The organism is Roseivirga sp. YIW32, from assembly GCF_057219245.1.
Genome location: NZ_JBXVVG010000002.1, coordinates 1,119,779 through 1,136,705 on the forward strand (window position 1 = coordinate 1,119,779; position 16,927 = coordinate 1,136,705).

At 43.8% G+C, this 16,927-nt stretch carries 16 protein-coding genes and 1 pseudogene; 11 read left to right on the forward strand and 6 right to left on the reverse strand.

From position 1 onward, the window contains the following. Window position 1: 1 nt before the first annotated feature. The 8 genes and pseudogenes from AC2D6U_RS13755 to AC2D6U_RS13790 all read left to right on the forward strand — a co-directional run. A pseudogene (locus AC2D6U_RS13755) lies at window positions 2–463 on the forward strand (RNA polymerase sigma factor); the annotation flags it as partial. Beyond that, window positions 464–1,297, forward strand: a complete 834-nt coding sequence (locus AC2D6U_RS13760) for an anti-sigma factor (protein ID WP_484721564.1) — start codon at window positions 464–466, stop codon at window positions 1,295–1,297. Window positions 1,298–1,367: 70 nt separating this feature from the next. Next, window positions 1,368–1,580, forward strand: coding sequence for a hypothetical protein (locus tag AC2D6U_RS13765; protein ID WP_484721565.1), 213 nt, complete (start codon window positions 1,368–1,370; stop codon window positions 1,578–1,580). A 2-nt stretch (window positions 1,581–1,582) separates the two neighbouring features. After that, the gene (locus AC2D6U_RS13770) at window positions 1,583–1,993 is read left to right on the forward strand and encodes a DUF2721 domain-containing protein (protein WP_484721566.1); all 411 of its coding nucleotides are present in this window, start codon (window positions 1,583–1,585) and stop codon (window positions 1,991–1,993) included. A gap of 144 nt (window positions 1,994–2,137) precedes the next feature. Continuing rightward, window positions 2,138–2,596, forward strand: a complete 459-nt coding sequence (locus AC2D6U_RS13775; protein ID WP_484721567.1) for a MarR family winged helix-turn-helix transcriptional regulator — start codon at window positions 2,138–2,140, stop codon at window positions 2,594–2,596. Between the two features lie 177 nt (window positions 2,597–2,773). Further along, window positions 2,774–3,709: a glycerophosphodiester phosphodiesterase family protein gene (locus tag AC2D6U_RS13780; RefSeq protein WP_484721568.1), complete on the forward strand. Its 936-nt coding sequence runs from the start codon at window positions 2,774–2,776 to the stop codon at window positions 3,707–3,709. Continuing rightward, on the forward strand, window positions 3,706–4,719 hold the full coding sequence (locus tag AC2D6U_RS13785; protein ID WP_484721569.1) for a threonine aldolase family protein: 1,014 nt from the start codon (window positions 3,706–3,708) through the stop codon (window positions 4,717–4,719). Before AC2D6U_RS13780 ends, AC2D6U_RS13785 begins: the two co-directional genes overlap by 4 nt. Before the next feature lies 1 nt (window position 4,720). Beyond that, window positions 4,721–5,890, forward strand: coding sequence for a lactonase family protein (locus AC2D6U_RS13790; protein ID WP_484721570.1), 1,170 nt, complete (start codon window positions 4,721–4,723; stop codon window positions 5,888–5,890). 5 nt (window positions 5,891–5,895) lie between these two features. Here the strand turns inward: AC2D6U_RS13790 and AC2D6U_RS13795 are convergent, their stop codons facing one another. Next, window positions 5,896–6,426 (reverse strand): DinB family protein, encoded by a 531-nt coding sequence (locus AC2D6U_RS13795; RefSeq protein ID WP_484721571.1) that lies wholly within the window; start codon window positions 6,424–6,426, stop codon window positions 5,896–5,898. A 61-nt stretch (window positions 6,427–6,487) separates the two neighbouring features. On the opposite strand from AC2D6U_RS13795, the gene AC2D6U_RS13800 reads away from it, so the two are divergent. Then, window positions 6,488–7,756, forward strand: a complete 1,269-nt coding sequence (locus AC2D6U_RS13800; protein ID WP_484721572.1) for a replication-associated recombination protein A — start codon at window positions 6,488–6,490, stop codon at window positions 7,754–7,756. Between the two features lie 48 nt (window positions 7,757–7,804). Here AC2D6U_RS13800 and AC2D6U_RS13805 read toward each other — a convergent pair whose 3' ends face one another. Further along, a complete protein-coding gene (locus tag AC2D6U_RS13805) occupies window positions 7,805–8,560 on the reverse strand; it encodes a hypothetical protein (protein WP_484721573.1) in 756 nt (251 codons plus the stop codon). Between the two features lie 49 nt (window positions 8,561–8,609). Then, the gene (locus tag AC2D6U_RS13810; protein WP_484721574.1) at window positions 8,610–9,113 is read right to left on the reverse strand and encodes a hypothetical protein; all 504 of its coding nucleotides are present in this window, start codon (window positions 9,111–9,113) and stop codon (window positions 8,610–8,612) included. 139 nt (window positions 9,114–9,252) lie between these two features. Between AC2D6U_RS13810 and AC2D6U_RS13815 the strand changes: the two genes are divergently transcribed. Beyond that, window positions 9,253–10,905, forward strand: coding sequence for a M28 family metallopeptidase (locus AC2D6U_RS13815; protein ID WP_484721575.1), 1,653 nt, complete (start codon window positions 9,253–9,255; stop codon window positions 10,903–10,905). Window position 10,906: 1 nt separating this feature from the next. Here AC2D6U_RS13815 and AC2D6U_RS13820 read toward each other — a convergent pair whose 3' ends face one another. Both AC2D6U_RS13820 and AC2D6U_RS13825 read right to left on the reverse strand, forming a co-directional pair. Further along, a complete protein-coding gene (locus AC2D6U_RS13820) occupies window positions 10,907–11,635 on the reverse strand; it encodes a nitroreductase family protein (protein WP_484721576.1) in 729 nt (242 codons plus the stop codon). 1 nt (window position 11,636) lies between these two features. Continuing rightward, window positions 11,637–13,085, reverse strand: coding sequence for an SLC13 family permease (locus tag AC2D6U_RS13825; RefSeq protein WP_484721577.1), 1,449 nt, complete (start codon window positions 13,083–13,085; stop codon window positions 11,637–11,639). Window positions 13,086–13,545: 460 nt separating this feature from the next. Here AC2D6U_RS13825 and sucD point away from each other — a divergent pair, with 460 nt between their 5' ends. Then, window positions 13,546–14,421, forward strand: a complete 876-nt coding sequence (sucD, locus tag AC2D6U_RS13830) for a succinate--CoA ligase subunit alpha (RefSeq protein ID WP_484721578.1) — start codon at window positions 13,546–13,548, stop codon at window positions 14,419–14,421. A 56-nt stretch (window positions 14,422–14,477) separates the two neighbouring features. Here the strand turns inward: sucD and AC2D6U_RS13835 are convergent, their stop codons facing one another. Then, window positions 14,478–16,814 (reverse strand): cadherin domain-containing protein, encoded by a 2,337-nt coding sequence (locus tag AC2D6U_RS13835; protein WP_484721579.1) that lies wholly within the window; start codon window positions 16,812–16,814, stop codon window positions 14,478–14,480. Between the last annotated feature and the right edge of the window lie 113 nt (window positions 16,815–16,927).

Genomic DNA, 16,927 nt, shown 5'->3' on the forward strand with positions numbered 1-16,927 from the left:
CCAATATGGAGCCGCTCTCAATGGTGTTGTGCTTCGTATTGTCGAAGATGAAGAGGTCACACAAGAAGTAGTGCAAGATATTTTCTTAAAGATCTGGGAGAAGATTGATCGCTATGATGCCAAAAAAAGGCGCTTGTTCACTTGGATGCTGAATTTGAGTCGGAATGCTGCAATTGACAAAATTCGTTCAAAAGAAATAAAGAAGGTTGCTAAAACCGATACAGTAGAAGATAACGTATATACGATCGAACAGCGAAACAATGTGGAGATGTCGATCGATGGGATAGGAGTAAGGGATGTGTTAGCGGGATTGGTCGAAGATCAGCGATTTGTGATAAGAAAGATTTATTTTGAAGGCTATACGCACATGGAAATTGCCGATGAATTCGATATCCCTTTGGGAACGGTAAAGTCACAGCTAAGGTCGGCGCTCAAACATTTGAAAAAGAAGTTAACTGATTAAGTGGATACTCAAGATTACATATCGTCCGGTATACTAGAAGCCTATGTGCTTGATGGCCTTTCTCCAGAAGAGCGCTTGGAGGTGGAGGGGATGTTTGCGAAATATCCTGAGCTGAAAGCTGAGTTGACAAAGATTGAGGAGTCGCTTGAAGTACTCGCATTGAAAACGGCTGTTGCCCCTGCTAAGGGACTAAAGCAGTCGATTTTAGACGCTGTTGATGGCTTAGAAAATGCAGAGGATAGGCCAGATGAGACTGCAGTTGCCAATTCACTAGACGAGACCAAATTGGTTCCAATCAATAGGCCAACATCCGTTTGGTCTTACGTCGCTGCTGCGGCAATTGCCCTGGCTTTGGTGTCTTCATTTACGGCCTATAATTATTATGCAAGATGGAAGGCTGCAGAATCCTTGTATACGGCATTGCTGGATGACAGTCAACAAATGGCTAGCCAATACAATCGAGTCAATCAGCGACTTGATGACCTGTCTAAAGATCTGAATGTGATCAGCGATCAAGCCTTCCAGCGAATCAATATGGGGTCAGTCATTGAAGGACAAGGCTACAGTGCAAGTGTTTTTTGGAATACACAAACCCAAGAGGTCTATTTGAATATCGTTGAGTTGAAAATGTTGGCGGATAACCAGCAGTATCAACTTTGGGCAATTGTTGATGGGCAACCGGTAGATATGGGTGTTTTCAATGGTGACGATGAGGGGCTATTGCAAATGAAATCTGTTGCCAATGCAGCGACTTTTGCCGTAACCATTGAGCCAAAAGGAGGGAGTCAAAACCCAACCCTAGATGCCATGCAAGTGGCAGGGAATGTGGGTTAAGAGAGTTGTGCTTTTTTATACACTACCCATCGCTGGAGATCCACTATTAATGTAATTGTCAACTGTGAACATGTCGAGAAGAACTACGCTTTGGATATTTTTGAGTTGTTCGGTCATCAGCTCAGTCCTGCTGCTATTGGTCCATGGATCGGAACTTGAAGCGATTCTTGCCAACCCCCAGAACCTGTTTGCTGTTGAAACGGTCATGTATTTAACCGGTCTAGGCGGTTTGTACTTTGGTTGGAGATTGATCGATCATAAGTTTCCTGGAAAGAATAAGTGAGTATGAACATTGACATTACCACACCGGCTTTGCTATTCCCCGCCATTACCTTATTGCTTCTGGCTTATACGAACCGTTTTGTTGCCTTAGCCACATTGGCCAGAGGGTTAAGACAGCGCTTCAAAGATGCACCAGAAGTAGATCAAGCCTTACTGGGTCAGATCAAAAACCTGAAAGCACGCTTGCTCCTGATTCGCAACATGCAAGCCCTTGGCATAGCCAGTTTTTTTAGTTGCGTATTGTGCATGGTGCTTATGTACTTGGGCAGGCAACAAATTGCTGATTATGTGTTTGGTTTAAGCCTTTTTCTTCTTTTGGGCTCTTTATTACTCTCTTTTGTAGAAACGCAAATTAGTACAAGAGCCATTTCAATTGAATTGAGTGATTTGGAAAATCAGTCTCGGCAGAGTTAGCCACAAATTAACTTATCCATACAAGTTGTATAGTTTGCCTGGTCTGAGACTGGGCTTTTTTTTTGGTCCAAACGTCAATTTTTTTATAAAAAAACTTGTCTAGACAATAAAATTGATTAGTTTTACGCATGATTTACCTCCAAAATGGAATTCGGTAAGGCTCTCTTTCATCTTAACAATAACCTGGGCTACAACCTTTATCGGGCCTATTTACTCTTTCATAGAGAGTTGATACGAGCGTTAAGGGGCTATGGGGTTACTCCCGAGCAGTGGCAGGTATTGATCATTTTGTGGAACCACGGGAGCGTTACGCCAACTCAAATCAGTAGGGTAACGCTCCAGGATCTGCCGACAATCTCAAGGATGTTGGTCAGAATGGAACGAGACGATTGGGTCATTCGTGAGCAAAATGAAGAAGATGGCAGGTCCTTTCACATGGTGTTGACGGAGAAGGGAAGGAAGAGCAAAAATGAAATGATCATACAGCTTGATAATCATTTTGCGAGGTATTTAAAAGATGTGCCAAAAGAGGTGCATGAAGGTATTAAAAAGGAACTTCAGCAACTGAGGAGCCTTTTAGGAGACTACACACCCATAACGTGACAGACGGTCCGGTCATTTGAGAAGCATTCGTAGTGGCTTCATGGTCTTCATATGTTTAGGTTGATTGAAGATTACCGGTGCAGGACATGTACGATGTGCTGCACCGGAAATGACTTTTTAGCCCCCTCTCTATTTTCTCTTCTGATTCCTTCTTAGTTTTCGAAAAAAAAAATCGATATGCGTGGTTTACAATTCCTTGCACTTTTTTTCTTACTGACTTCTTGCGATGTATTGATCAAAAAGGGGAGCTATGAAAGCAGTCCTTCGTCGTTTCGTTCAACTGGCTTTGAAGAGGAAGGTCTTTCTAGTTTTTTTTCATGGTCTGAGGACCGTATTCCACTGGTTAGTGCACATCGCGGTGGGCCTTATCCAGGATTTCCGGAAAATGCGATTGAAACATTTGAGCATGTCCTTCAACAGACACCTGCGATTATAGAATGTGACATTGCCATGACCAAGGACTCTATTTTGATCTTGATGCATGATAATACCTTAGACCGAACTACAACTGGGTCGGGCTATGTGAACCTTCAGGATTGGAGTACCTTACAAGAAGTGAAATTAAAGGATAACCTTGGTCAGGTGACTAATTTTCAAATCCCCACGCTAGACGAGGTTTTGAAGTGGGGCAAAGGAAAGGCTTTATTTACTTTGGACGTAAAACGTGGGGTGCCTTTTGAGCGAGTGGTTGCGGCGATTCAGGCGCATCAAATGGAAAATTTTGCAGCGGTGATCTCTTACAATGCCAACGACGCTGCTAACATTCATGCGCTGGATGAGTCCTTGATGATTTCAGTGAGTATTCGGGATAGTGCTTCTTATGTTGCGCACAGCAGTTTGGGGGTTCCAGATGAGCGCATGATCGCCTTTGTCGGTGTTTCAGAACCAGCACCCGATGTATACAATTTTCTTCATCAAAAAGGAATCACCACGATACTAGGGGTTTTGGGTAACTTGGACAAGAGGGCAGTGGCCAAAGGCGATGCACTTTATGGTGGATTCATTGAAAACGGTGCAGATGTTTTAGCGACCGATAGACCGTTAGAGGCGGCTGAGGTCATTAAATCCTACTGGCCGGCAAAAAGTGATAAATATAAATTCATTGTAAAGTGATTGACTTAAGAAGTGATACGGTAACAAAGCCTACTCCAAAAATGCATCAAGAAATGATGCGGGCGAAAGTAGGGGATGATATGTTTGGCGAAGATCCGACCGTAGCAGCATTAGAAGACTATGCGGCGAAGCTTTTTGGTTATGACGGGGCCTTATATTGTCCCTCTGGAACCATGACCAACCAAATCGCCATCCGCTTACACTGCCAGCTGCAAGATGAGGTAATCTGTCACAAGTATTCTCACATCTATCTCTACGAAAGTGGAGGTATCATGGCAAATTCAGGGGCATCTGTCCGTTTGCTTGAAGGCGAGCGTGGCCTCATAACTGCCGAAGATGTAAAGGCGGCCATACAACCTGATGATATCCATGCTCCTAATTCGCGCCTAGTATCGCTGGAGAACACCATGAACAAGGGAGGAGGAAGTTGCTATGACTTAGAAGAGATCTATGCGATTCGAGAGACCTGTCATGAACATGGGCTTGCATTGCACCTCGATGGCGCCAGGTTATTCAATGCGCTTGTGCACAAGGGGCATAAACCAAAACAATTCGGCGAAATTTTCGACACCGTATCGATCTGTTTATCCAAGGGATTAGGTGCACCGGTGGGATCAATTCTCTTGGGAAGTCATCAGGACATCAAACGCGCGAAGCGCATTCGTAAAGTCATGGGAGGTGCCTGGCGACAGGCAGGCTATATCGCTGCCGCAGGCTTATATGCCTTGGAAAATCACATTGATCGACTAGTCGAAGATCACATCAAAGCGCAAAAAATGGCTGACGTATTGATGAAACAAGACTATGTTGCCCAAGTGATGCCTTGTGAAACCAACATCTTAATCTTCGAGCTGAATGAAAAATATACCACTCAGTCTTTTTTGGAGAAGCTTGCTGAGCACAATATTCATGCCTTTGCATTTGGTCCTCAATTGATTCGTTTCGTGACCCATCTCGATTTTACAGAAGAGCAATTAGCCACCACGATTAACATCCTACAAACACTGTGAAATGAGAAATTATTGGTTGATACTGCTCGTGGGTTGTCTTATTTCTTGCGGAACACCAGATAAATCGTCAGAAGTGATGGAGTCTAAAGAAGAGATCTTATTCGTTGGAACCTACACCAAAAAAGAAGGCCACGTGGATGGGCAAGGGGAGGGCATTTATGTTTATTCAATGAATAAGAAAACCGGAGCACTCCGATACCTCAATGTTTCTGATGCCATCACTAGCCCCTCTTATTTGGCAGTTCATCCGAACGGTGAGTACGTGTATGCAGTCAATGAATTTGATGGAGGAGAGGAGTCCTTTGCCACATTAACGGCCCTCCAATACAATCCAGAAGAGCATAGTCTGAATTGGCTGAATGAAGTATCCAGTTTAGGCCAATACCCATGTCATCTTTCCATTGACAATTCTGGAAAATTTGTGATGGCGGCAAACTATGTTGGGGGTAGCGTTGCGCTTTATCCAATACAAGAAGATGGTTCACTCGATGAATATTCGTCCTACCGGAAACATGATGGAGGTTCTTCTCATCCCCGGCAAGAGGCACCACATGCGCATCAAATCATACAGCACCCTCGGTTGGGTTTTGTCATTGCTGTTGATCTTGGGGCTGATAAATTGTACGAGTACAAGCTGGACACCTTATCACAAACCTTGGATTTTGTTCGAGAGTATCCTAACGGCCCAAAAATGTCTGGACCTCGACACATTGCGTTTCATCCTACCCTTAATGTCTCCTATACCTTGAATGAGTTGATCGGTACGATTGAGGTAACGGCACTTCGGGATTCTGCACGCTACATTGGCAACATGCAGGTGATCAGTACACAAGAAAATGGCGATGGGCGTGATGCAGCAAGTGCCGCAATTAAAATTCATCCCAATGGAAAGTTCTTATATGCCTCGAATCGGGGTGAGCTCAATGATATTGCCATTTTCTCAATTGGTGATCAGGGGCAATTGAAGCCTTTGGGCAGGCAATCGAGTTTAGGAAGGACCCCAAGAGATTTTGAGATTGATCCGTCGGGCAGGTTTTTGTTAGTGGCTAATCAAGATGACAATACCATCATTACGTTTGGCATAGATCAAGAAACCGGTTTGCTTTCTGAGACTGGTTATGTCGCTGAGGTGCCAACTCCTGTTTGTCTTAAATTCCTGACAAGGCAATAACCACTTTATATTCCCTTCAAGTATTGTTTGATCAAAAGTTGGTGATGATGCGCGTGGTAAATGGTGAAGTAAAACAACTCCCTAATGGTGATCTTCCCTAATAAGGGATGAGGAACTACAAATTCGTCCAATTGAGCTTCCGACCATTTCGCTAGTTTCTGGTCAATGGTTTCAACTTGTTGTTTAAGTTTTTTATTCAGTTCGAGGGCTTGTGAAAAGACTACTTGGCTGGGGCTAAAGCTTGCTGGAGCTACGTACGTATTGCCTTCTAAACGACTCCGGTATTTTTCGACGACCTCATCATAGGTCCACGACGGACGATTGGCTTTGCCAAACTTATACTTGATCAAAAATTTAGGCATACCCAACCCTTTGGCCATGGGCTTGAGCGATTTGATCAAATGCAATGTCTGCTCTCCGGCATTCCATTTCCCATCAGGAGCATATTCGTACTCATCTTTGGACAGTGTCTTGACGTAAGCCGAATATTCTTGATAGCTTTCTTCCAACCTCGCTTTGATCTCCGCCTTGTTCATGTTGGAAAATTAAAAGGAAATCATGAAATGGATAATCGATATGGATTTTTAATTTCGATTCATGAAGTATGCCCAAAAACCTTTAGCGGAACGAATTCGACCTCAAACCTTAGACGATTTGATCGGTCAAGCTCATTTGGTAGGTAAGGAGGGCGTGCTACGAAAGGCGATCGATGCCGGAAGAATTCCATCAATGATCCTTTGGGGCCCACCCGGTGTTGGGAAAACGACCATAGCGAATATCATAGCCAATTCGGTACAAGCGCCTTTTTTTACCTTAAGCGCCATCAGCTCTGGTGTCAAGGAAGTCCGTGAAGTCATTCAAAAGGCAAAATACCAGTCGAATACCATCTTGTTCATCGATGAGATTCATCGATTTAATAAATCGCAACAGGATGCCTTGCTAGGGGCTGTAGAGAAGGGCGATATCACATTGATCGGTGCGACCACTGAAAATCCCTCCTTTGAAGTAAATTCGGCACTTCTATCCAGGTCTCAGGTCTATACTCTCAAATCCCTCTCAAAAGATGACCTTTTTCAGCTGATAGAGTTGGCTCTGAAGAAGGATGAGTTCTTAAAAAATAAGGCCGTTGAGTTAAAAGAAACACAAGCCTTGTTTACCATTGCTGGAGGAGACGCGCGAAAACTGCTGAATTTGTTGGATTTGGTGATTGAGAATGTACCTGAAGAACAAGTTGTCATCACTGATGCCTTGGTCAAGAAAGTAGCGCAACAACGAGTAGCTACTTACGACAAAGCGGGTGACATGCACTATGACGTGATTTCCGCATTCATTAAGTCGATCCGAGGCAGCGATCCGAACGCGGCGGTTTATTATTTGGCTAGGATGATCGAAGGTGGAGAAGACATTAAATACATCGCTAGGCGATTGGTTATTTTGGCCTCAGAAGACATTGGTAACGCGAACCCTACTGCCCTGGTCATTGCGACGAATGCGTTTCAAGCGGTCTCTATGATCGGCTATCCGGAAGGTAGGATCATTCTTTCTCAAGCAGTGACTTATCTGGCTTCCTCACCCAAAAGCAACGCGGCGTACTTGGCCATTAATCAAGCGCAGCGGATTGTCCAACAAACAGGAGACTTGCCCATTCCCATGCCCATAAGGAATGCACCTACAAAACTAATGAAGGAGGAAGGCTATGGTCGAGGATATCAATATGCACACGACCATCCGGGGAATTTTGTGCAACAGGAGTTTTTACCTGTAGAACTAAGTGGCACAACCTTTTATGAACCTGGAAATAATGCAAGGGAAGAAGAAATGCGCAAGCGGCTTAAGGCCATGTGGAAAGAGAAGTACGGATACTAGTTGCAAACATTCCGTTTCCTTTGGCAATAAAGAGATAGACAATACCCTTTATTCGTCCATTCGATCAAAATATACCTTTATTACCTCCATTTCGCCTTCTCTACTCCAGATCATTTGACTTCCTTCAAATGCGATCGACCAGCCTACTTTGGTGTTTTCCGCATCATTTATCGTCCAGAGCCAAGGTGAATGCGCTTCGATATGCCAAATGCCAGTTTCCACTCGATTGCCATCTTTGTCGTATTTACGATACCTTCTGTCCCATCCAAAGTAATAGCTATTTGGCTCCATTTGATAGTATGATTTAACTTCCTTGGTTTCCAGGTCAAGCCCTTCGGCTTTTTCATTTCTCCAGTTTCCAACGATTAAATCCCATGGCGCCAGTGGTTTTTTACTTGCCTTTTTTAAACGAACGGTTACCTCTACTCCGTCTTCTAGACGCCTCCAGGTCATCATCGTTTCGTTTGCCGTCAGAAGCACTTCGAAAGGTCCAAAAGGATCTATGCGATCTCCATCTTGTTGGTACAATTGCTTATTCTCTTGATCGAACGTCCATGAGCCTCTTAAGTTGGTAATACCGCCATTTCCTCCCATCAATAGGCCATTTTCTTTGAAATCAAACCACTTTGCAGTAGGCGTTCGCTGTTCATTTCCTACGGTAACATTTTCAACTACCCAAAGGGCGACCACTGGGGCCTTGACAAATGTCATTTGGCCTGTTTTTACCTTCGCAATGTCGTAGTAGCTCTGGCCAGTCAAGGAAATACTCAATAAGAGAAAAAGGGGTATGAGTAATTTGGACATGAATAAAGCTATTCATTCAGTGGAACAAACTCAATGTATTCGATGAAATTTACTCTCCGCTCCATGCAGGAGCATCTGTCACTCTTTCGAGTTCCCACCGAATGGGATCTTTCTGCGTCTCCTCGATGATCAAATGACCCTCTTCATTGAGGTAAAGCGCTCTCCAATTATTGGCTATTTCTCTGTGCTGGTCTGTAAGGACTAGAAAACCAGCAGTACCCCCTTCACCAAAAATTGCAAGTCGGTTCCCCTTAGCATCAAATCGCCACCATGCTTTCTTGGGTTTTGCGTCTGTCGAGTAGTTCCAAATTAATCTACCTTGCGGTTTGCCCGACTCTGAATCGGAAATGTAGTAGAACGTAAGCTCCGAATTCTCCGCCCATTGATCGGCAGGTACACCATATTGATCGATGCTATTGACATAAGCAAATTGTGCAGTTAAGAAGTCAATATCAGGGCGGTTTGGCGAGAGCTCAGTCAACGAATCGTCACTGCAGGATACCGCAAGAAGTAACGAAAATAAAACGGCATACAGCTTATTAGTGAATGTCATCGACGTAAGTGTGTATGTGAAGATACTATTTTTCGATAAAGTAATGTCAAGTCGAGGATACATCTGTCTTTTTGGTTTTCTCCAATTCGAGTTGCTTGATTCAAAAAACTTGCAAACCTTTATAGAAAAGCCATTGCTCATGTTTCGAAACGCCATCTACTTTGCTCAACTCCTTGCCTTTTCTATCTTAGTCAGCAGTTGCGGTTCTACCACGAATGAACCTGTCGTTGCTATTGATACATTGGACATCAACCGGCACTTAGCTGTATTGGCTTCTGACGATTTCATGGGTCGGAAACCATTCACCGAAGGAGAAGAGAAGACTATTGACTACCTGGCCTCAGAACTAAAGATGATGGGTGTGGCTCCGGGTAATGGGGAATCATTTTTTCAAGATGTTCCCCTGGTCGAGATCAAAGGAACTCAGTCGCCAGAAATGCTTGTAACGGGAAAGGGCAAGACCATGCGGTTTCGAACGAACAGGGACGTGGTCGTGTACACTCAGCGAGCGACAGAAGCTGCAGAGATAAAGGATTCTGAACTGGTTTATGCAGGCTATGGAATCGTAGCCCCTGAGTATGATTGGAATGATTACGAAGGGCTGGACGTCACAGGAAAAACAGTCATTGTTTTGGTCAATGACCCAGGGTTTAGCAGTGGTGATAGTACCCTGTTCAAAGGAGAAGAAATGACTTACTACGGCCGTTGGACTTATAAGTACGAAGAGGCAGCTCGACAAGGAGCTGCAGGCGTACTGATCGTTCATGAAACTGTACCTGCAGGTTATCCTTGGCTGGTAGTTGAAAGCTCTTGGACTGGGGCTAAGCTCAATTTAGACGCGAAGAATCCACCCTATCAATCTGCAATACAAGGCTGGATCACTCGAAATACAGCGGTGGAATTGTTTCGTGCTGCCGGCATCGAGAACTATTCTTCACTCGCCAAAAGCAAAGATTTTAAACCTGTGCCCATGGGTTTGAAGGCTTCGGTTGGTGTCAAAAATGAGATCAAACGAGATGTGTCGAAGAATGTTGTGGGCATGGTCAAAGGGTCGGAGCGACCAGACGAGTACATCATTTATTCAGCACATTGGGACCATATAGGAGTTGGTGAACCTATCGATGGAGATTCTATTTACAATGGCGCCCTCGATAATGCCAGTGGCACCACAGGCTTGTTGATGATCGCAGAGCAATTTGCAAAACCAGAAAACCAACCCGAAAGATCTGTCGTGTTTCTATTCGTAACAGCGGAAGAACAAGGCCTTTTGGGCTCTGCATATTATGCGCAAGATCCGATTTTTCCACTTAATCAAACGGTCGCCAACATCAACCTGGATGGCTTGCCAGCTTTTGGTGAAATGAAAGACTTGACCATAACGGGTTATGGGCAATCGGAACTGGATGACTACGCTAAAGCCGAGGCTCAAAAACAAGGGCGATATGTTATTCCTGATCCTGATCCGGGCAAGGGATATTTTTTTCGTTCAGATCATTTTAGCTTCGCCAAAGTGGGCATTCCAGCACTTTATGCATCCGGTTCCTATGAGCACATGACAAAAGGAGTGGACTTCGTTAATGAGAAAATAGAGGAGTATCTTTCGGTAAAGTATCATCAGCCACAGGATAATTATGAGCCCGAATCTTGGGACCTGAAAGGGATTGCACAAGATGCCACCTTACTATTCAAGGTGGGTTATCGCTTGGCAAATGAGAAGTATTTTCCTCAGTGGAATGAAAGCTCAGAATTCAGGGCGAAACGTGAGCAGGATATGAGCATGAAGAAGCGATAGTCTATCGTTCAAAAATGACTTCTTCGTTAGGTACTCTGAAGCGCTCAGAATAAATACCCTCTTCTAATCCCGGTCCGCAGCCGATGACCATGACGATCTCTGCTTTTCGAGGCAGCTTCAAAAATCGTTTGATGCGTAGAGAGTCCATGCCTTCCATGGGACAAGTATCATAACCTTCGGCAGTCATGCTCATCATGAAATTTTGTGCCGCCAAAGCAGCACTCTTGTGTACGGATATGCGCAGATCAGCACGATTGCCGTGCCGTACCATGGGGCGTTTCAAACCCACAAAGAAGTAGATGAGTTTTTTGCCGAGTCCCCATAGGTCCAACCAGTCGGTCCAATAATATTTTGGGATCAGTTTTTTATAGTAATTCATGGCTCTTTTCGCCTGCTTGTTGCTGCTATCGGGGTAAACACGTTCCATTTCTGCTACTAGTGCCTTTTGGCGTTTAGGCCAAAGGTCACGCCGCGCGACAAAAACGACTAGCTCACGAGCAGTTTTTGCAGCCCCTTGGTTCATGCACATCCAAGCGACCTTTTTTAGTGCATCAGGTGATTTGATCCGATAAAATTCCCAGAGCTGCATGTTGCTGCTGTTGGGTGCCAGTACACTCCGTTCTAAGCTCCGTTTTACCGCATCATGATCGAAGGTGGCTTGTTGATCGTATTTGCGAACGGACCTTCTGGCATTAACGAGTTGGTCAAAAATTTCTGCGTTTTTTTGCATATCAATAAATCAAAGGAACCAGTGTTTGAGACAATACAACCAAAAGTAAAATAGCAATGATGTTGAGCAAGACACCGGCTCTGAGCATGTCCTTCATTCGAATCATTCCACTAGAAAAAACGATAGCGTTTGGAGGAGTAGAGATCGGCATCATGAATGCATAGCTTGATGCAAGGGTGACGGGTACTGTAAGGTACATCGGGTTCATTTCCAAACTTTGAGAAATACCGATCACGACAGGTAAGAAAATAACCACAAGTGCAACATTACTCATTACTTCCGTCATGAATAACATAAAGGCAGTAAGCCCTGCTATAAGCAAGATGGGGTTAAGTTCACCCGAACCGGCAATTTGTTCACCGATCACCTCGACTATATGAGATTTCTCCATGGCTTTCGCCAGGCTGAGTCCACCTCCAAAAAGGAGCAAAATTCCCCAAGGAAGCTTTTTTGTGTACTCCCATTCCATCAAGAATTGTCCTTTTTTCAAGTCTAATGGAGTGATGAACATCAACGTTCCACCTGCAATAGCGATCATGGCATCACTCAAAAGAGCGGTGCCAAGCAATTCGTTAATACTCCCACGAAGAATCCAAGTTAAGGCTGTAGTAATAAAGATTAAGGCTACTCTTTTTTCGGCTTTGGTCATTTTACCTAAAGCCCTGAGTTGTTCGTCAATTACCCTTGTTGAGTCTGTAAGCTGTCCGATATGACTGGGAAAAAGGACTCTCGTGATCATGAAATAAACAACAGCAAGCATGACCAAACAAATGGGTAAGCCAATGGCAAGGTACTTGGAGAAGGTGACCTCGTAGCCTAAAAGATCACTCATAAAGCCCACCCAAGCGACATTAGGTGGTGTTCCAATAATGGTGGCAGTTCCTCCTACATTCGCTGCGTAGGCGATGGAGAGCATCAAGCCCAAAGCAAAACGCTTTTGCCCTTTGCTGGATGTTTCGTTGATAGACAGTAGGTTGGTGATGGAAAGGGCAATCGGCAGCATCATAACGGTGGTTGCTGTATTGCTGATCCACATGCTGATAAAAGCTGTAGTTAGCATGAACCCGAGAATGACACCATTTGGATTGGTACCGGTTTTTTTTATAATGCTTAATGCGATACGCTTATGCAGGTTATGCCTTTCCATTCCTAAGCCCAGCATAAACCCTCCCATAAAAAGAAATATGATCTTATTCGCATAGGGCTGAGTTGCTTCATCGATGGTGAAAACTCCCGCCAAGGGGAATAGTATAATGGGCAATAGCGCGGTAACGGGAATGGGCGCTGCTTCAGTGATCCACCATACGATCATCCAAAGGGCAATGCCAATGACACGCCAGGCGTCAGCCCCCAAAAAGTCATTGGGTTGGTAAATAAAAAAGAGCAAACAGATCAGAGGCCCTAGAAATAGGCCGAAGATTTTGGCTCCATGAAATGTTGGTGCTTGCAAAGGGTTTCCTGGTTTATAGATGCCTAATGAATAAAGCTTATGAATTCAGTAGTGCTTTTGTGTTCCAAGATAAAAACTTAACGGAGGAAAATAGACAAGTCCTTGACGAATGGTCTGCATGGTTTGGATGAGCCGGGAACGAAAAAAGCCCCATAAAGGGGCTTTTCTCTTCTTCAACCTTAAAATACTAAACTAACTAACTATTTTCTTTTCCTTGGTTGTCATTGAATATGTTCCTAGAGAAGTGAACGATTCAACTGGCAAACATTTACTATAGAGACGATGAATTCCTTCCTATGGTTACAACTTGCTGGCTTTTTTTAGTTAAAAAATGTGAAGGTATAGTGCTATTGTTCAAAGCCGCTGCAAGCAAATCCTCCCGAGATTCACTGGACTTCAAATAACCCTTTGGCCGTGCGGTTTTTAGTTCTATTTTTGCCACAAATTCAAAGCGATAGCCATGAGCGTTCTAGTCAATAAAGATTCAAAAGTAATTGTTCAAGGATTTACCGGTTCTGAAGGTACTTTCCACGCAGGACAAATGATTGAATACGGTACAAATGTAGTAGGTGGAGTGACACCAGGTAAAGGAGGACAATCTCATCTGGATCGTCCTGTCTTCAATACTGTCCAAGAGGCTGTTGATAAGGCTGGTGCTAATGTTTCGATCATTTTCGTGCCCCCTGCGTTTGCTGCTGATGCCATTATGGAGGCTGCTGATGCTGGAATTAAGGTGATCATCGCGATCACAGAAGGTATTCCTGTCAAGGATATGGTCACGGCCAAGGAGTATATTAAGAATAGAGACGTTACTTTAATAGGCCCTAATTGCCCGGGTGTAATTACCCCAGGTGAAGCAAAAGTTGGTATTATGCCAGGTTTTGTCTTTGAAAAGGGTAGAGTAGGACTTGTATCAAAATCAGGTACACTAACTTATGAGGCGGCAGATCAATTGGCAAAAGCGGGCTTGGGCATTTCAACAGCCATTGGAATTGGTGGTGATCCAATAATTGGAACACCAACGAAAGAAGCGGTTCAGCTGCTGATGGAAGATGATGAAACAGATGCCATCGTAATGATTGGTGAGATTGGAGGAAATTATGAGGCCCTTGCTGCTGAATACATCAAGAGCACTGGAAATAAAAAACCTGTTGTCGGCTTTATTGCAGGTCAAACAGCACCTCCTGGTCGTAGGATGGGACATGCCGGAGCAATCATTGGCGGCGCAGACGACACAGCTGAGGCGAAGATGAAGATCATGGCGAGCTGTGGGATCCATGTGGTGAAATCTCCAGCAGATATTGGAGAGACCATGGCAAAAGTAATGAAAGGTTAGATCAAGCTATTACAGCGTAGCAATAAAATGAAGAAAGGCGTCGAAAGACGCCTTTTTTAATGCTTAATGATGATCTTTTTACTGAGAACAAGTGCATCATGAATCAAAGAGATCAGATAGACACCATTCTCATAATTACCCACTCGGATCTGCATAATGTCTAAGTTACCCCTCACCGTAGAGAAGATTACCCGACCTTTCATATCACTGATCTCAATGAGTTGAACTCTCAATGGAATCGTCCTTAGGTCTACATTCACCACATCCGAGGTTGGATTTGGGTAAAGGTTTAGCTGACTATTCTCGAATGGATTTTCATCGATATCTGTGATCACTTGTTCACCGGTACCGAGCAACTCCACCGAATAACCACCAATATTCGTGATGATCAGGAGCTGTCCCTGGTAATTTCTATCATCACTTGGTTTGAATGAGAGCTGTAGTTGACGTGTTTCCCCAACAGCAATCGCATCAAATTGCTCGGCTAGCGAGAATCCTTGAGGAAGCTGAATGTTATTGATTTGAACGTCCAACTCACCCGTATTGGTAATCGCTAACGGTAGTACGATGCTGTTTCCAACGTCAGTTGATCCAAAATCAAGTTTTTGTTCAAGGCTGATTTGGCCTTCTAGTTCATTTCTAACTTCAATGGCCAATACTTCTTCTACCGATGCACCTCCTTGGTCAACTGCCCGAAGATGAATGGATAGTAAGGTGTCTTTTTCATAATCAATTTCACCTTTGGTGAAGATGCGATTGTTTTCGATGATAAATAGGCTGTTGTCTTCAGCACCCGTACCGTCAACTAAATCAATGGTATGCGTGTCGTTCGCATCTTCATCTTGTACGGTGAGGTTTGAAACAAGTGTGCCGATTTCTACATTCTCAAAGAGTTGCAAAGTTCTTGATGCACGGATGGCAGTAGGCGCATCATTCATATCTTTCACATTGATCGTGAATACAGAAACAATGGTATTGCCTGCGTTGTCTTCAGCAAGTACTCTAATAGAGTAGGAGCTCTTCTCTTCATGATTTAGAGGAGTTTTCTTGATTAACTGATTCTCGACTATAGAGAACAGCTGATTCCCTTCAGCACCTTTTCCATCCACGAATCGGAAAACTTGTTGATCATTGGTATCTGGATCATTCGTCTCAAAACTACCCACAGGTGTATTGGCCTCGGCATTTTCATCTATTACGCTTTCCGTAATGGTCAATGCAGTGCCTTCCTCATTCACATCAAGAATATTTAATTTGAAGGCAAGATCATTTTCTTCTTTTTGATTGTAGATCTCCGACATGATAAGAAAAGCATCTTGCGAAAAGCTTAAGGCATTTTTTTCTGTTAGGAATTCTTCCAAGGCCAGTCCTTCTTTTAGTAAGTTGTCTTCCTGTCCCAAGGCAGCAAAATAGTTCATTTTGGCAATGGCAAAATCAACATTCAAAGGGATAGGATCACTCGGTTGTATTTGTTCAGTTGCGTTGGAAATTAAGTCAGGAATTTTGGTCAGTTGATTCGTTTTTGTGTAGAGATCAATCAGCGAAACAAAACTCGATTTTTTCAAATCTGGATTAAATGTAGGACCACTATATGCCAAGGATCGCTCAAAATAAAAGATCGCAGAGTCATATTGTTCTAATTCGTAAAAAGCACGTGCTCTATTTTTATCTACCGCAATCGGCATTGAACCCGTTAGGAACTCAGGGTCAATGGTGTTGAAGGCATCCAAAGCCCTTTGATAGTACCTCAGGTCAAGCAATATTTGTCCCATGTTCATGTAGCTAAAAGCTAAACTTCTGCTCATGGTGCCTTCATCCGAGAGTGAAATCAGCATTTCAGAGTGGTATATGGCTGAGGCATAATCTTGCGCTCTTCTGTAAACATTGATCATGTTGGCATGAGCCGCTCTTTTATGCGCTACCTCTGCCTCTTCAGCATCTATTTCATCTAAGGTTTCTTCAAAGAAAACTACTGCTTTTTCAAGGTCACCGGTACGGGTATAAGCAATACCTAAGTAATTTCTACAGCGATAATATAGATTAGGTACGTTCAGGTTCTTCAGTTGTGCGGTGCTCTCTTCAAAAAGCGAGATGGCCTCGTCAAGTTGATTGTTCGCAAATAAATCAACGGCTTTCATAAAGGTCTGCCCGGCATTCACAAGTTCAGGACTGCTAAAGTCACTGCTTGACAGGGAGTCGGCATAAAACTTTAGGGAATCACCATTGGTACGTCCGAGGCAAATGCCAAGTTGGATAAGGCCTTCAATTTTACGCTCCTCGGACGTTGCGGCAAGGATATCGGATTTCAACTCTTCGAACGAAACATCTTGTCCCAGAAGCCAAGTGCTACTAACAAGGAGCTGCAGTAAGAAGATACAAATTGTCTTTTTCATTCGCTGAATAGACTCAAAATGTAAGTTTTGTTTACAACATCGGCAAGAGAATTTTGTTCTCCTTTGGGCTTTAGAGCCTAAAAAAAGGGGTTTTTCCATCCCTCTTATTTAAG

Bases quoted from the DNA above. Each gene is read 5' to 3' on its own strand.
- AC2D6U_RS13765 (WP_484721565.1), top strand. From the start codon at position 1,368: ATGTCGAGAAGAACTACGCTTTGGATATTTTTGAGTTGTTCGGTCATC.
- AC2D6U_RS13770 (WP_484721566.1), top strand. From the start codon at position 1,583: ATGAACATTGACATTACCACACCGGCTTTGCTATTCCCCGCCATTACC.
- AC2D6U_RS13775 (WP_484721567.1), top strand. From the start codon at position 2,138: ATGGAATTCGGTAAGGCTCTCTTTCATCTTAACAATAACCTGGGCTAC.
- AC2D6U_RS13780 (WP_484721568.1), top strand. From the start codon at position 2,774: ATGCGTGGTTTACAATTCCTTGCACTTTTTTTCTTACTGACTTCTTGC.
- AC2D6U_RS13790 (WP_484721570.1), top strand. From the start codon at position 4,721: ATGAGAAATTATTGGTTGATACTGCTCGTGGGTTGTCTTATTTCTTGC.
- AC2D6U_RS13795 (WP_484721571.1), bottom strand. From the start codon at position 6,426: ATGAACAAGGCGGAGATCAAAGCGAGGTTGGAAGAAAGCTATCAAGAA.
- AC2D6U_RS13800 (WP_484721572.1), top strand. From the start codon at position 6,488: ATGAAGTATGCCCAAAAACCTTTAGCGGAACGAATTCGACCTCAAACC.
- AC2D6U_RS13805 (WP_484721573.1), bottom strand. From the start codon at position 8,560: ATGTCCAAATTACTCATACCCCTTTTTCTCTTATTGAGTATTTCCTTG.
- AC2D6U_RS13810 (WP_484721574.1), bottom strand. From the start codon at position 9,113: ATGACATTCACTAATAAGCTGTATGCCGTTTTATTTTCGTTACTTCTT.
- AC2D6U_RS13815 (WP_484721575.1), top strand. From the start codon at position 9,253: ATGTTTCGAAACGCCATCTACTTTGCTCAACTCCTTGCCTTTTCTATC.
- AC2D6U_RS13820 (WP_484721576.1), bottom strand. From the start codon at position 11,635: ATGCAAAAAAACGCAGAAATTTTTGACCAACTCGTTAATGCCAGAAGG.
- sucD (WP_484721578.1), top strand. From the start codon at position 13,546: ATGAGCGTTCTAGTCAATAAAGATTCAAAAGTAATTGTTCAAGGATTT.
- AC2D6U_RS13835 (WP_484721579.1), bottom strand. From the start codon at position 16,814: ATGAAAAAGACAATTTGTATCTTCTTACTGCAGCTCCTTGTTAGTAGC.